Source organism: Winogradskyella sp. PE311, from assembly GCF_046545555.1.
Lineage (GTDB): Bacteria > Bacteroidota > Bacteroidia > Flavobacteriales > Flavobacteriaceae > Winogradskyella.
Genome location: NZ_JBHZTH010000002.1, coordinates 193,339 through 209,624, shown reverse-complemented (window position 1 = coordinate 209,624; position 16,286 = coordinate 193,339). Strand labels below are relative to the sequence as shown.

At 33.0% G+C, this 16,286-nt stretch carries 10 protein-coding genes; 7 read left to right on the top strand and 3 right to left on the bottom strand.

Annotated features, from left to right (window positions below; all coding sequences use genetic code 11):
- Positions 1–47 precede the first annotated feature (47 nt).
- From ACFWU4_RS10550 to ACFWU4_RS10540, 3 genes are read right to left on the bottom strand one after another with little or no spacing between them, the layout of a single operon-like run.
- Positions 48–338 carry a DUF2188 domain-containing protein gene (locus ACFWU4_RS10550; RefSeq protein ID WP_411127616.1) on the bottom strand — a complete coding sequence of 97 codons (291 nt, stop codon included), beginning with the start codon at positions 336–338 and terminating at the stop codon, positions 48–50.
- Between the two features lie 41 nt (positions 339–379).
- The gene (locus ACFWU4_RS10545) at positions 380–2,029 is read right to left on the bottom strand and encodes a ComEC/Rec2 family competence protein (RefSeq protein WP_411127615.1); all 1,650 of its coding nucleotides are present in this window, start codon (positions 2,027–2,029) and stop codon (positions 380–382) included.
- A 10-nt stretch (positions 2,030–2,039) separates the two neighbouring features.
- Complete coding sequence (locus ACFWU4_RS10540) at positions 2,040–3,902, bottom strand: hypothetical protein (RefSeq protein WP_411127613.1); 1,863 nt, start codon at positions 3,900–3,902, stop codon at positions 2,040–2,042.
- A gap of 333 nt (positions 3,903–4,235) precedes the next feature.
- On the opposite strand from ACFWU4_RS10540, the gene ACFWU4_RS10535 reads away from it, so the two are divergent.
- The 7 genes from ACFWU4_RS10535 to ACFWU4_RS10505 all read left to right on the top strand — a co-directional run bounded on the left by ACFWU4_RS10535 (position 4,236) and on the right by ACFWU4_RS10505 (position 16,225).
- On the top strand, positions 4,236–4,586 hold the full coding sequence (locus ACFWU4_RS10535; RefSeq protein ID WP_411127611.1) for a hypothetical protein: 351 nt from the start codon (positions 4,236–4,238) through the stop codon (positions 4,584–4,586).
- Positions 4,587–4,707: 121 nt separating this feature from the next.
- Positions 4,708–7,536 carry an excinuclease ABC subunit UvrA gene (gene uvrA, locus ACFWU4_RS10530; RefSeq protein WP_411127609.1) on the top strand — a complete coding sequence of 943 codons (2,829 nt, stop codon included), beginning with the start codon at positions 4,708–4,710 and terminating at the stop codon, positions 7,534–7,536.
- Positions 7,537–7,622: 86 nt separating this feature from the next.
- Positions 7,623–8,309 (top strand): TIGR00730 family Rossman fold protein, encoded by a 687-nt coding sequence (locus ACFWU4_RS10525; protein WP_411127607.1) that lies wholly within the window; start codon positions 7,623–7,625, stop codon positions 8,307–8,309.
- Positions 8,310–8,335: 26 nt separating this feature from the next.
- Complete coding sequence (locus ACFWU4_RS10520) at positions 8,336–9,610, top strand: T9SS type A sorting domain-containing protein (protein ID WP_411127605.1); 1,275 nt, start codon at positions 8,336–8,338, stop codon at positions 9,608–9,610.
- Positions 9,611–9,654: 44 nt separating this feature from the next.
- Positions 9,655–12,453 carry a metalloprotease gene (locus ACFWU4_RS10515; protein WP_411127603.1) on the top strand — a complete coding sequence of 933 codons (2,799 nt, stop codon included), beginning with the start codon at positions 9,655–9,657 and terminating at the stop codon, positions 12,451–12,453.
- 154 nt (positions 12,454–12,607) lie between these two features.
- Complete coding sequence (locus tag ACFWU4_RS10510) at positions 12,608–15,019, top strand: thiamine pyrophosphate-dependent enzyme (RefSeq protein ID WP_411127601.1); 2,412 nt, start codon at positions 12,608–12,610, stop codon at positions 15,017–15,019.
- Between the two features lie 33 nt (positions 15,020–15,052).
- A complete protein-coding gene (locus ACFWU4_RS10505; RefSeq protein WP_411127599.1) occupies positions 15,053–16,225 on the top strand; it encodes a helix-turn-helix domain-containing protein in 1,173 nt (390 codons plus the stop codon).
- Positions 16,226–16,286: the final 61 nt, after the last annotated feature.

The window sequence follows — 16,286 nt, the reverse complement described above, 5'->3', positions numbered from 1 at the left end:
TTATTCTATAAAAGGATCATTAACTTAGTGCGTATATTAGATGTTATTTAATCTTCCCGATAACTGATGCGATCTCTTATGCCACCACTTTCTCTGTGTATCACCACGTCTGCATCATAACGCTTCGCTAAAATTTTAGCCTTGTTAATAGCGGTACTTTGCTTTCTGTGCTTTGAAGTTATACGCTTATTGCCTTCCCTTCTAACTGCCCAACCGTCTTGGTATGGCACAACGTGTTGGTGCCAAGTGCGTTTTTTGGTGGTTTTGTAGCCTAAAGCAGATAATACAGCTTCAATGAGTTTTTGTATCGCGTCTATTAAAGAATTTTCTTGTGGCATGTTTTTTAAGTAACTAAAAGTGCTCTAAATATAACCAAATCCTAGTGTCCTGTTTTCTTTACATACTCAAACTGTAAATTATTAGCATTGTATTTTAGCTCATGGATATCCCATTTTTGGTCGTCACCAGCTGGTTGCTCTAGTTTTTGTGCTAATATGACTTGCTCTCCATCTGTTCTTAATGTTATCATACCGTAAACCACCACATTACGATCTTTCTTGCCTTCCATTTCCTCACGTATATCTTTCTTAATGGCAGCAGTTGGTGCTACATCTATTGCGGCTTCGTAGGCTTTTAATTGCTCGTAATAATCGTAAATATTACTAAACTCTTTGGTGCTTCTACCAATTTCTGTACTAAAAATAAGCGGCCGTTCTCCTCTACCATACTTACCAAAAGAACCCAAAGCATCTGGTCTTGGATGTGCGTAACTGTCTCCATCTCCACTAGAGACGACCGTAACAATAGCATTTAAACATTTTAAAAATGTTTCAGAAAAGTGATGACTTCCATGATGACAAGCCTTTACCACATCTGCTTGAAACACTTTGCGTGCTTTTGCTATAATTGCCTGTAATTCGGTTTGGTATTCTGCTAAATCTTGAGATTCGCTATGTGTAATGGCACTCCCCTTTGCAATAAGCTTACTTACCTCTTTTTCAATCTTAGAAACCGCTTTATCGGTCTCACAGTAATGCTGTATTAAATAATCTTCGGATTCGGTATTAAGATCACCTCCTAAGAACACTAGTAGCTTGCCTATTTTGAGTTTAAAAACTATAGAATGCCCATTTTTAGTGACTCCTTCTGCTCCTAATCGTTTTAGACACTCTTTTGTTTCTGTTCCTTTTTTTATGGATTCTGTTACTGGTCCCATAACTTCTATGGCCATTTTATCTTGTGCCGAAAACCCATCTAAAAACCCGGTTTTATAGCTTAGTGTGTGAAACTTAACATTTGGACTATTCTTAACGGCTTCGCGAAGCGTTGTCATGTATTGCTTGGTAGTTTTAGGAAACTTAGCTATGATGTTGTGCATTGCTGTATTGCTGCGTATCATCTCCCATATATAGGCTGTACTTCTATTAAATTTTAAATAACCACCTAAGTCATCGCCACTGTAATAATGTAAACTTGGATCTTTGTCAGCTGCTTTTATTGGTCGCTCAACAATACCACTATGGTAAATATTTTTAACGCTTAACTTTTTGTTTTTAAAGACGTTTAGAAATCCATAATAATGATCCTTATCTGGATGTGACATTACCACATGATCGATTTCCATTGGTGAGCGCCCTTTTGGGTCAGTATCTGCGATACCATCGACTCCTTTGACCTTTCTGTTTCGTAAATTATACCTCCAGGATAAGAAGCGTTCCATATTGTCGGTCTTACCAGCATCTATAAGCATAATTTCGTCATCTGGTGTAACGATATGGCAACCATCTCCAATACCAATATCTAAAAAGTTAATTTCTAAAATGCGGTCCTCCCGTATACTGCTTAGAGGAATCCAACCTACGTTTCCTCTGCAAAATATACGCGCAAAACCATTTTGTGTTGGCCCTTTATACGCTAACCAATCACCAAATAATAGATGATTTTTAGGTTCTGATTTAGCATCTGGTGCTTCGCGTAAAACCACAGAAGGAGATGCTACGTAGTAATGTTTATCTTCTATTAATGCCATAATGTTTTGTTTAAAGATTTAAATAGACTCGTGGATTATAGCGTGCTATTTGATCAAATTCGTCTTCGGTGAGTCCTGTTCGCATATCAGCTAGAATAGCCTTATCACTTTTATGATTTCGAACAACGTAAAAGTCTGAACCATAAAGTACCTTTTTGCTCAATTTATCATTGCTTAATGTTTGCTTGAGCAAAGGTAAAATTACAGCATCGTGCAAAATATAACTGATATCTGCATATACATTTGGGTATTGCAACATTATACTGCATATAGTAGTATACCAGTCGACATAACGCCAGATATATGCAATTTTACCAGGACTATCTTCATTTTTTACATTTTTAAAAAAGTCAACTCCTTTTTCTGGTTTTAAGATAAGTTGTGAGGTGTAGTTATCGCGATCACTCTCTAAAAAACGTTTCCACTGATCGTCTCCTCCAAAATGTGCAAAACATAGTTTCAAATTTTTAAGACCATTTGCTCTAAACGTTCCTGAGTCTGAATAAAATATAGATTTTAGTTTTTCGTCTTTACTCTTATGTAAAATCTGTTTTAATAGACTAGGCTCTAAAAGACATAAATAATTTAAAGGATGTGAAAAATTATTAGAGAAGTCTATATTTTTAACTTCATTAAGATGTAATTTATTTTCATCTTTTGCTATATATTCTGCATTAATATCTAAGCCAATAGACGTATCATCTTCTGAGGACTTCACCTTTGTTTTGTCTATTTTACCCTCTGTAAAAATCGGATGCTCATCCCACTCTACTTTCTTTTTACCTCTATAAAAAATAGTTCCTTTTATACAATGGGACATTATTGGTATCTCATTTTGCACACAGTATTTCCATAATGGTAATAACATGTCATCAAACGGATAGTAGCCTAAAGCAGGATAGATTTTTATTCCGGCAAATTTGTGGTCTTCCAAATATACCTGCATCATACACCCTTTGGTTAAACTAACGTCTCCTGTTGCTTTATCGACTTCGTAACTAAAATAGCGCTCATCCTTCATACGTTCTGGATGCGCAAATACAAAAGGATGAAATGTATCTCTATCCTTAACCCGTTTTTTTATTTTTAGCAGACCTTCCATTTGAGAAGTCATTGCAATAAACGGATCGCGCCTTTTAGTTTTTGGATCTTTTGGAATAGTTATAAACTCCTTTTTATCCTCATCATAAATACGCTTAAGCGCTCCTGCTTTCATATACTGCATATCCATTGGTAAGCCAACAAAATGTGAGTCTGGCGGATATTGCTTCTTTAGCTTATCATAAATGCCACTTTGCTTTTTGTATTTTGAAAACAAACCAATCTGCACATAACGATGAAATAAATCTGAAAATTGTTTACCTGGTAGAATTTTAAACTGTCTTAGCAACGCAAAAACAACATTACGAACCGATTTAAAAAATACCAATACAATGCCAAAAAATAGTAACTTATAAAACAGGCTCGGTATTTTAATAATATATCCTTTTTCCTTTAGCCATATTAAAGCATCAACTATATGCGCTTTAACACCTGTGTAATAAGCTTCTATATCAAAAAGGCCTAAGCCAATGTAAAATAGGATGACTATAATTAAATAAACTTCTGTCGCTAATTTTAAAAAACCAAGAATATAAGTTCGTTTAAAAAACAATTCGCATTTGGCCCAAAATCGTTTCCAACGTTTATAATTATTCTTGTAAAAGAAGGGCTTTACTTTAGCGTAATACCAACGTAATATATTTATGATGAAGCTCAACGATAATAACCTGTAAAAGGGTTCTGGTAAATACGTTTTTGCTAAGTATGGTGGCACATAATCACCTGTGAATACATGAGCATGGGTGTTTATTATTGGTGGTTTATTTGGCATTTTAGTGTTGTCTTAGTTTATAAATGCTAAGGTAATCGAAGCACACTTTGTTTAATTGATACATAACAAATAACGTAGGAAACAAAACCAAAAAAGGCTTATTTACTATTCGCTTAGTCAACAACGAATTATAAGATTCTGTACCATTAAGGGTATAGTACTTAGAGAATGGATATAAAGTTACTATTATTTTTAAATATGATTAATTATAATTCTAAAAAAATAAGTCTTCTTTATATTTATTTAATTACCTAAAAAATGATGTGTTGTGAATTGAAAAATTTAAATATTCTTATTAAATTTGCATTATTCTCAATTTAAATGGATTTAATTATGAAAAAACTATTTTTTATACTCTTATTTTCAGGATTCTCTTTTTTATTAGGCGCTCAGTCAAACCCAAAAATTGGTGATGAGTTTACGATTAAAACGCCAACGGCTCAAAATTTTCATTACATAGAATTTCCTAAACTCAATATCTTAGTCAAACGCGGTAAAATTGCAAATTATAAAAGCGTTTATAATAATGTGGTAGTTGTTGATGAGATAATGACTTTAAAAGATGGCAGTACTTACGTTATGCTGAAGAAAAAAGATGGTTCTAAATTTTTTGGTTTTCTTTCTAAAGTAAAAGCTAAAATTGATAAAGCTTTAGCTGCTAAAGAATTAGTAAAAACGAAATAACGTAAATCTATAAAATGATTTTAAAATGCTTCGAACTATCGGAGCATTTTCATTTTAATACGACTTAAAACTTCACAAGAAATTAACATCTAAAATTGTACCTTTGCGACTTTGCAATTCTATGACAAAATTTGACGATTCTATTGAAGTAAAAGGTGCACGCGTGCATAACCTTAAAAATATTGACGTTACTATTCCTAGAGAGAAACTTGTTGTTATAACTGGTCTTTCTGGTAGTGGTAAATCCTCATTGGCTTTCGATACGATTTATGCAGAAGGTCAACGTCGATATATAGAAACGTTCTCCGCATATGCGCGTCAATTTTTAGGCAGTTTAGAACGTCCAGATGTAGATAAAATAGATGGACTTTCTCCTGTTATTGCTATTGAACAAAAAACAACAAGTAAGTCTCCACGTTCTACTGTTGGTACTATAACTGAGATTTATGATTTTCTACGCTTATTGTTTGCTAGAGCTGCTGATGCCTATAGTTATGAGACTGGCGAAAAAATGGTGAGTTACAGCGATGCGCAAATTAAAGACTTAATCTTAGAATCTTACAAAGGTAAACGCATTAACGTTTTATCGCCAGTTATTAGATCTCGTAAAGGCCATTATCGCGAATTATTTGAACAAATTGCCAAACAAGGTTTTGTAAAAGTGCGCACAGATGGCGAGATTGTAGACCTTGAAAAAGGTATGAAACTAGACCGCTATAAAACACATGATATAGAAATGGTGATTGATCGCTTAAAGATTGACACGACTAAAGATAATGAAAAGCGCTTAATGGAATCCATTAATACCGCTATGTATCATGGTGATGACGTCTTAATGATTATTGACCAAGACACCAATGAACCACGCTATTTTAGTCGTAATTTAATGTGTCCGTCTTCTGGTATTTCGTACCCAAATCCAGAACCTAATAACTTCTCATTTAATTCACCCAAAGGTGCGTGTTCTAATTGTAATGGTATTGGAGAGTTATATGTTGTAAATGAAAACAAACTCGTTCCTGATGCATCGCTTTCAATTAAAAGTGGAGCTTTGGCTCCTCATGGACCCGAAAAGAAAAGTTGGATATTTAAACAATTTCAAACTATAGCACAACGCTTTGATTTTTCGCTAAACACGCCTTGGGAAGATATACCTAAGGATGCTCAAAACATGATTCTTTATGGTGGAAAAGACAAGTTTGCCGTAGAAAGTAAATTATTAGGAGTCACGAGAGATTATAATATCGATTTTGAAGGAGTTGCCAATTTTATTGAAAGTCAGTATAAGTCGAACTCTACATCTTTAGTCCGCTGGGCAAAGGAATACATGGATAAAGTAGAGTGTCCTGTTTGTGAAGGCTCTCGATTACGTAAAGAATCGCTTTACTTTAAGGTTGATGGAAAGAGTATTTCTGATCTCGTAATGATGGATGTCGTTGAGTTAGGAGAATGGTTAGATGGTTTAACCTCTCGCTTATCTAAAACACAACAAAAAATTGGGGAAGAGATTATAAAAGAAATTCGAAACCGTGTTCAATTTTTACTCGATGTAGGATTAACCTATTTGTCATTAAACCGAAGTTCTAAATCATTATCTGGTGGTGAAGCGCAACGTATTAGATTAGCTACACAAATTGGTTCGCAGTTAGTTGGTGTGCTTTACATATTAGATGAACCAAGTATTGGTTTGCACCAGCGCGATAATGAGAAACTAATTAACTCTTTAGTTTCGCTTAGAGATGTTGGCAATTCTGTAATCGTAGTTGAGCACGATAAGGATATGATAGAACGTGCAGATCACGTTATTGATATTGGTCCTTTTGCTGGGAAACATGGTGGCGAAATTATAAGCGAAGGCACACCAAAAGAACTATTAACCTACCAAACACTTACAGCAGATTATCTTAATGGTACTAAATCTATTGAAGTTCCAAAAAAGAGACGCAAAGGCAACGGCAAAAAAATAGTATTAAAAGGCTGTACAGGTAATAATCTAAAAAACGTTGATATAGAATTACCATTAGGCAAAATGATCGGAGTTACCGGAGTTTCAGGCAGTGGAAAATCTACTTTAATTAACGAAACCCTATATCCTATTCTTAACGCCTATTATTTTAATGGTGTAAAGAAACCAATGCCGTATAAAAGCATTAAAGGTTTAGAACATGCAGATAAGGTTATAGATATAAACCAATCTCCAATTGGCAGAACTCCAAGAAGTAATCCTGCGACATACACCAAAACTTTTGATGAAATTAGAAAATTATTTGCTCAAATCCCTGAAGCAATGATTAGAGGTTATAAGCCTGGTCGATTTAGTTTTAATGTTGCTGGTGGACGCTGCGAAACTTGCCAAGGTGGTGGTTTGCGTGTAATAGAAATGAACTTTTTACCAGATGTTTATGTAGAGTGTGAAACATGCCAAGGTAAACGTTTTAACAGAGAAACTCTTGAGATTAGATATAAAGGAAAGTCCATTAGCGATGTTTTAAATATGACTATTGAAGATGCTGTAAGTTTCTTTGAGCATATACCTAAAATTTATAGAAAACTAAAAACCATAAAAGATGTAGGCTTAGGTTATATTACTTTAGGCCAGCAGAGTACAACACTTTCTGGTGGTGAGGCACAACGTATTAAACTGGCTACAGAATTAAGTAAACGCGATACTGGTAATACCTTTTATATTTTAGACGAACCTACAACAGGCCTGCATTTTGAAGATATTAGGGTGCTGATGAAAGTTTTAAATAAATTAGTCGATAAAGGGAATACTGTTTTAATAATAGAACACAATCTCGATGTTATAAAAACCGTTGACTATATAATCGATATTGGTTATGAAGGTGGCAAAGGTGGTGGACAAGTTGTTGCAAAAGGTACACCAGAACAAATCATAAAAGACGATAAAAGTTATACAGCTAAATTTTTAAGGAAAGAATTGAATTAATACTATATTGAGCATCTTATTAATCTAGTGATTAAAAAATCAACTATATTACAAGGTTTTCAATACAGAAAACAAATGATACATATATGAGAAAAGAACACAAACATAAAGGTTGGAATGAAATAAAAACAAATGACTCTTGGGCGATTTTTAAAATCATGGGAGAGTTTGTTAACGGTTACGAAAAATTAAGTAAAATCGGACCTTGTGTATCTATTTTTGGATCTGCAAGAACAAAACCAGATCATAAATACTACAAATTGGCTGCAGAAGTTGCTGAAAAAATAGTTGATAGTGGTTATGGCGTTATTACTGGTGGTGGACCTGGTATTATGGAAGCCGGTAATAAAGGAGCTCATATTGCAGGTGGTACATCTGTAGGATTAAATATTGATTTACCATTTGAGCAACATGATAATCCATATATCGATGGAGACAAGAGCTTAGATTTCGATTATTTCTTTGTACGTAAGGTGATGTTTGTAAAATATTCTCAAGGTTTTGTCGTTATGCCAGGAGGGTTTGGTACACTCGATGAACTCTTTGAAGCCATTACATTAATACAAACTCATAAAATTGAAACATTTCCAATTATTTTAGTTGGAACAGAATTTTGGGGAGGCCTCATGGAATGGGTTAAATCAACCTTATTAGGCGCAGGTAATATAAGTCCTGAAGACTTAGACTTAATTCATCTTGTAGATACAGGCGACGAGGTTATTGATATTTTAAATGCCTTTTATAAAGACTCAGGATTGAGTCCGAATTTTTAAGAAGATCTAGTTTTAGAATCACCGCTATGAAGAAGAAATTAATTGGTCTTTTTACGATTAGTATTTTAGTATGTCTTAATGTTTCTGCACAAGAAACATTTAAGATCATGTTCTATAATCTTCTAAATTACCCTTTAGAAGATGCTGTTCAAAATCGTGAAGATGATTTAGAATTTATTTTGGCCGATTACCAGCCAGACCTCTTCTTAGTATGCGAACTTAATAATAGTACTGGTGCCACTAATGTATTAAATATAGTCAAGTCTGCTGTTAATTCAGATTTTGAAATGGCGACTTATGTATCTAATACTTCTGACGATGCTATTGGTAATCAGAATGATTTACAAAATCTTTTATACTACGATAGTACCAAGTTTATCATAGAAGAAGAAATTATTGTACCTACCTATTTAAGGGATTTTAATATTTATAGATTACAGCTTAATACGGTTGATCGACTTACAAATCCTATTGAATTTTATGTTATTGTATGTCACCTAAAAGCTTCAAGTGGATCTGTAAATGCACAACGTCGCTTTGAGATGGTGCAAGACTTAGATGCTTATTTAAATACATTACCTTCTGATACCAATATTTTATTAGGTGGAGATTTAAACATTTATACGGCGTCAGAATCAGCTTTTCAAGAGCTTTTAGATTCTAGCAATAATATCACCTTTACAGATCCCGCAAATCGTGTTGGAAGCTGGAATAATAATGTAAGTTTTGTTGATGTTTTTACGCAATCCACAAGAACTCAAAATGGTTTAGGTGGTTCAACTGGAGGCTTCGATGATCGCTTTGATTTTATTCTTACCTCCGAAAATATGATAAATACATCAGCTATAACTTATGTACCAAATTCATATCAAGTCTATGGTAACAATGGATTATTTAGTTGCTATAATAGACGCATCAATTCATCTGACTGTGGTAATTCAAGTTCACTTTTTTCGTTTGAAATAAGAGATGCTTTGCACAACTTCAGTGATCACCTTCCAGTTACAGTGCGTTTAGAAGCTAATGTTACATTATCTGATTCAGAGTTTTCTTTGGTCACCGATTATATATCTTTAGAAAAAACAATTATTGATTCTGAATTGGTATTAAATATAAAATCTAACCTCCTTTTTAATTCGCACATAAAGATTGTTAACAGTCTTGGTCAAAATGTAGCTGAATTAAAATTAAATTCAAACAGTAAGTATCTCCACGATGTACATAATTTAAATAATGGAGTCTACTTTATTAACTTCTCAGACTCAAATATTAAGCCTATAAAATTTGTTGTATCACATTGATTAGAAAAAACTACATATTAATAATTTCACTCTTTTTTTGCGCGATGCTATATTCTCAAAATAGTATTGATGTTAATGCTTTAGTTGATGTAGAAACTAAAACTATAACTATATCGCAAACTATCGTCTATAAAAATGAATCTAATACTACATTAAATGAGATTTTTCTTCACGATTGGAATAATAGTTTTTCTAATAAATCTACTCCTTTAGCAAAACGTTTTGAAGAAGAATTTAGTACGAAGTTCCATTTGGCTAAAAGCGAACAAAGAGGTTTTACACTATTAACCTCAATTAATGATACAACAAATGATGAAAAACTTAGTTTTGAGTATTTAAAGAAACATCCAGATGTTATAAAAGTTAAGTTATTGCAACCGTTGAAATCTGGCGAATCATATAGCCTCCATTTAGATTATATATTGGTATTGCCAGATGCGTCATTTACAGATTATGGCTTTACCAAATCAAAAGATTTTGAACTCAAGTATTGGTACATGACACCTGCCGTTTATAACGGAAAATGGAACTATTATAGTAACAAGAATCTTGATGATTTATTTGTTCCTAAAGCAGATGTTACAATACATATAACGCATCCTAATAATTATAAAGTATCTTCAGAATTAGATCTGCTTAATATATCTTTTGATAAAGAAAACAAAACTCAGACTACAATATTACAAGGGCAAAACAGAGTCGACACCTATTTATCGCTAAATAAGTTTCCTAATTATGGGCTTGTGCAAACAGATAATTTTGTTGTAGTCTCTAATATTAATGAAAAAGGCTTAGTTAGTGAAGACAAAGCAATTTTAACAGATAGAATAACGCGATTTCTAAATGATAATCTTGGAGAATACCCTCATAAGCAACTACTTGTCTCATCCATAGATTATGATAAAAACCCACTATATGGTTTAAATCAACTGCCCGATTTTTTAAGACCTTTTCCTGATCAGTTTCAGTATGAATTAAAGTTGCTTAAAACATCATTAAAGAAATATCTAAATAATATTCTCTTACTAAATCCAAGAAAAGAGCATTGGTTAAGCGAAGGTCTGCAAATATATTTTATGATAAAATATGTTGAAACCTATTATCCTGACATGAAATTGCTAGGAACCTTGGCTAATGTTTGGGGAATAAGAGCTTTTCATGCCGCAGATTTAGATTTTAATTTTCAATATTTCCTTTATTCCATGGAAATAGCCAGAAAAAATAGAGATCAACCATTAAATACGTCAAAAGATTCCTTAATTAAGTTTAATGCTAATATCGCAGGAAAATATAAAGCTGGTGTTGGCCTAAACTATCTCGATGACTTTGCAGACGATATAGATTTAAGTAAACATATCTCTGAATTTTTAAAATCATATAAACTTAAGAAAGTTCTTATTAGTGACTTTGAAACATTTATTAATGCCAAAACAAATAAGAATATAGATTGGTTTTTTAATGACTACGTGAAAACGAGAAAGAAAATAGATTTTAAAATTAAAACTGTAAAAACTACTGAAGACTCAATTAAAATTACACTTAAGAATAAAAGAAATAATGCCATGCCTATTTCGCTTTTTAAATTGAGTAATGACAGTGTTATTGGCAAACAATGGGTAGAAAATATAAGTGGCACTAAGACAATAAATTTGCCAAAAGATAGTACAGACAAATTTATTTTAGACTACGACAATAGAGTTCCAGAGTTTAATCAAAGAGATAATTACAAATCTGTTAATGGCTCATTTTTAAAGAATAAGCCCCTTCAATTTAGATTATTTAAAGATGTAGAAGACCCGTATTATAACCAAGTATTTTTTATGCCTTTGGTAGAGTTTAATAATATATATGATGGGTTAACTTTAGGTACCAAAGTATATAATAAAACGATACTACGAAAACGATTAAACTATAAATTCTCACCGCAATATGCGACGAAGTCTAAATCACTTACTGGCAGTATGAGTGCCTTTTACACGCACAACCTTCAAGGTCAAAATTTATTTGATATTACTTATGGTTTGTCTGCAGGATATAGATCTTTTGCCCAAGATGCTTTCTTTACCAGAATACGCCCATCTGTTTCCTTCTCGTTTAGAGATGATAGTGATTTTAGAAAAGATCAGGTAGATCGTATTACAGCACGTTATGTGAGCATTACTAGAGAGCTCGGTACTAATGCCATTATAGATGAATTAGACGAGCCAGATTACGGTGTTTTTAATTTAAGATACACACATTTTAATCCAGGAATAATAAATTATTCAAGGTTTAGTACAGATTTACAAATTGCAGATAAGTTTAGTAAACTGTCCTTGAATTACGAATTTAGAAAACTAACAAAAAGTAATCGTAATATTAATCTGAGACTATTTGCAGGCTTTTTTATAGACAACAACACTGACCCAAACTCCAACTTCTTCAGCTTTGCACTAGATAGGCCAACGGACTATCTATTCGATTTAAATTACTTAGGCCGTTCTGAAGATGCTGGTCTTTTTAGTCAGCAATTAATTGTATCAGAAGGTGGTTTTAAATCTGTATTAGAAACACCATTTGCAAATCAATGGATGACAACAGCTAGTCTTACCACTTCAATTTGGCGTTACGTTCAAGCTTATGGAGATGTTGGTTTTGTGAAAAATAAATTCAGTTCAGCAAACTTCGTATATGATTCTGGTATTAGATTAAATCTTGTAGAGGATTATTTTGAATTGTATTTTCCTATATATTCTAATCGTGGTTGGGAAATAGCACAACCTAATTATGACGAACGTATTCGTTTTATTATTACTGTAGATCCACAGGTACTTCTCGGTCTTTTTAGAAGAAAATGGTATTAACAAATTCTTATTGAAAAGTTAAATTTTTAATATTTTTTAACTTATTCTCTTGTTTTAAGGTGTTTTATTAAATATAATTTAATATTATAACATTTCAAGCTATTGCACAACACTTCGTTATTTCGTATCTTTGCGTCACTTAAAATCGACCTCAATGAAGACAAACTCCGATACAAAAACTGAAATTACATTTGATGATTTTAAAGCTGAGGTTATAAATGATTATAAACTTGCAGTTACAAGTCGTGAATGTAGTCTTTTAGGGCGTCGGGAAGTCTTAACAGGTAAAGCTAAGTTTGGCATATTTGGAGATGGAAAGGAAGTCCCTCAAATTGCATGGGCAAAAGCCTTTGAAAATGGTGATTTTAGATCGGGTTATTACAGAGATCAAACCTTTATGATGGCTATTGGCGAATTAACCATTCAGCAATTTTTTGCCGGTTTATATGCTAATACAGATCTAAAAGACGAGCCCATGTCTGCTGGTCGGCAAATGGGTGGTCATTTTGCAACACATAGTTTAGACGAAAACGGGAATTGGAAAGACCTAACGGCTCAAAAAAATTCTAGTGCTGATATATCTCCAACTGCTGGCCAAATGCCTAGATTACTTGGTCTAGCTCAAGCTTCTAAAATATATAGAAACGTTAATGGTATCGATACCACTAATTTTTCTAATAAAGGTAATGAAGTAGCTTGGGGAACTATCGGTAATGCAAGTACAAGTGAAGGTTTATTTTTTGAAACGATAAATGCTGCAGGTGTTCTTCAGGTACCTATGATTATAAGTGTTTGGGATGATGAATATGGTATTTCTGTGCATGCGAAACACCAAACTACGAAAGAGAATATATCTGAAATCTTAAAAGGTTTTCAGCGCGATAAGAAAAATAATGGTTATGAGATCTTTAGAGTTAATGGGTGGAATTACCCAGAGCTTATTGATACATACCAACGTGCTGCACAAGTATCTCGTAAAGAGCACGTTCCAGTGCTTATTCATGTAAATGAACTAACACAGCCACAAGGCCATTCTACATCTGGTTCTCACGAACGTTATAAGAATCAAGAACGCTTAGCTTGGGAAGCAGAATACGACTGTAATGTTCAAATGCGTAATTGGGTGATAAGTAATAATATTGCTACTAACGAAGAATTAACTGCAATTGAACGAGATATTAAAAAAGCAGTTAGAGAGGGTAAAAAAGCAGCATGGTCTGCATTTATTAAGCCTATTATTAACGAGTCATCTGAGGCAATAACTTTATTAAAATCTTTAGCGCAATCTAGCTCTAATGGTGTTTTTATTAATAAATTAATAAATGATTTAGCTGCTATCGACGAGCCATTAAGAAGAGATATTCTTTCCGCAACAAGAAAGGCGTTGCGTTATGTGGTGACTGAAAATACGCCGCAAAAAGTTACACTTCAAAATTGGATTAATAATTATATAAAAACTATACAGCCAAAATACAGTTCGCATTTACATAGCTCATCAGAGCATAATGCACTCCATCAGAATGAAGTTAAACCAAGTTATGATTCTGATGCACAAGATGTAGATGGTCGTATTGTACTAAGAGAAAATTTTGATGCCATTTTCAATAAATTTCCAGAAGCTTTAATCTTTGGTGAAGACGCAGGTTATATCGGAGATGTAAATCAGGGCTTAGAAGGTCTTCAAGAAAAATATGGAGAACTTAGAGTTTCTGACACAGGAATTAGAGAAGCCACCATTTTAGGACAAGGTATTGGTATGGCTATGCGTGGATTAAGACCTATTGCAGAAATTCAGTATTTAGATTATATAATGTACGCTCTGCAAATAATGAGTGATGATTTGGCTACAGTGCAATACCGAACTAAAGGGCGCCAAAAAGCACCTTTAATTGTAAGAACACGAGGTCACCGTTTAGAAGGTATTTGGCACTCTGGTTCTCAAATGGGAGGAATCTTAAACCTCATTAGAGGTGTACACGTATTAGTACCAAGGAGTATGACAAAAGCTGCTGGTTTTTACAATACATTACTAGAAAGCGATGAACCTGCTCTTGTAGTAGAATGTCTTAATGGATATAGACTCAAAGAAAAATTACCAAATAATATTGGTGAATTTAAAACACCAATTGGCATTGTAGAAACTATTAGAGAAGGGGAAGATATTACATTAGTCTCATACGGGTCCACATTACGATTAGTGGAACAAGCAGCAAAAGAATTATTAGAAGTAGGTATTGATGCTGAGATTATTGATGTACAGTCATTACTTCCTTTTGATCTTAATCATGATATTGTAAAAAGTATAGCTAAGACTAATCGCGTTATGGTTATTGACGAAGATGTAAAAGGTGGTGCATCAGCTTATATCTTAGATCAAATTTTAAACGAGCAAAGTGCTTTTCAATATTTAGACAGTCAACCAAAAACACTAGCTGCTCAACCGCATAGACCTGCTTATGGTACAGATGGAGATTACTTTTCAAAACCGTCTGTAGAAGATATTTTTGAGGCTATTTATGATGTTATGCACGAATTGAGTCCTATTGATTTTCCGAAATTGAGATAAATCCTATAAATTTAGGTTTTTAACCTAGATTCAATGTTTCCAGATTTTAATCGTTGGAGTTTACCCTTATTAATCCTTGTTCTACAGGGACTAATTTTTGTTGCGCTATTACTTCTGCGCTATTTAAAAAAACGTAATATTTCAGATTTATTTTTAGGTCTTATTTTATTACTTACCTGTTATTCTCAAATTTGTTATACCGTTGGTTTTATGGGATGGTACAACGAATTTAGAACAACAAAAATTAATTATTTTCTTATTAATATAGGAATAGCCTTGGCACCAATGATCTACCTATATATTAAATCTGTTACAACATCAAATTTTAGATTTAAAAAAATGTATTGGTTGCATTTTGCTTTAGCCTTTACAGTACTTCTCTATCGTTTTACGATATATACCTACGATGCTTTGCAAGACGGATTTAATGAAACACAAAATGGTTATTTAAAGATTGAATTAGATGAAGCCTATGTGCAATCTATAATGAGCTATATAGAATCACCTTTTATGCTAATTTATTTAGCGTTTACATTTCAGTTATTTTATAACTATAGAAAGAAAATTATACAATATTTTTCTAATACTTATAAATTAGAACTTAATTGGATTTTAAGTTTTTTAATACTATTTACGCTTGCATTTTTATACGGGACTATTCAAGATATTATAGGATCTCGCTTTATAGATCTTGGCTACCAACAACGCTGGTGGTTAAATTTATTTATGGCAATTGTAACATTATATGTTGGTGTCAAAGGCTATTTTACTGACACAACCAAACTTAATAAATTAGATTTTACATTTACACCTAAAACTATTAGTATACCAGAAGATGCCAATAATTTTGAAGAAAAGTCAATCTCTGATACAGATATTTCTACTGTAAAACACCTTATGGAAAACGATAAGGCTTATTTAAATCCAGAACTTAACTTATCGGATTTGGCATTATTAGCAAATATGACTAGAGGGCAACTCTCAGAAACTATAAACTCTGGATTCAATAAAAACTTCAATGACTTTGTAAATTCTTATCGCGTCAGCGCTTTTAAGGCCATGCTAAAAGAAAATAAACATGAACAACTTTCATTGCTAGGTATCGCTCAAGAATGTGGTTTTAATAGTAAAGCTACATTTAATCGTGTTTTTAAAAAGCTGACCAACTACTCACCTACCGAATATTTAAAAACCAAATTAAATTAAGACGACTCAAATCGTATTTGGGTCCTTCTAGTACAGTTTAAGTCGTCTAAACAAGACTTAA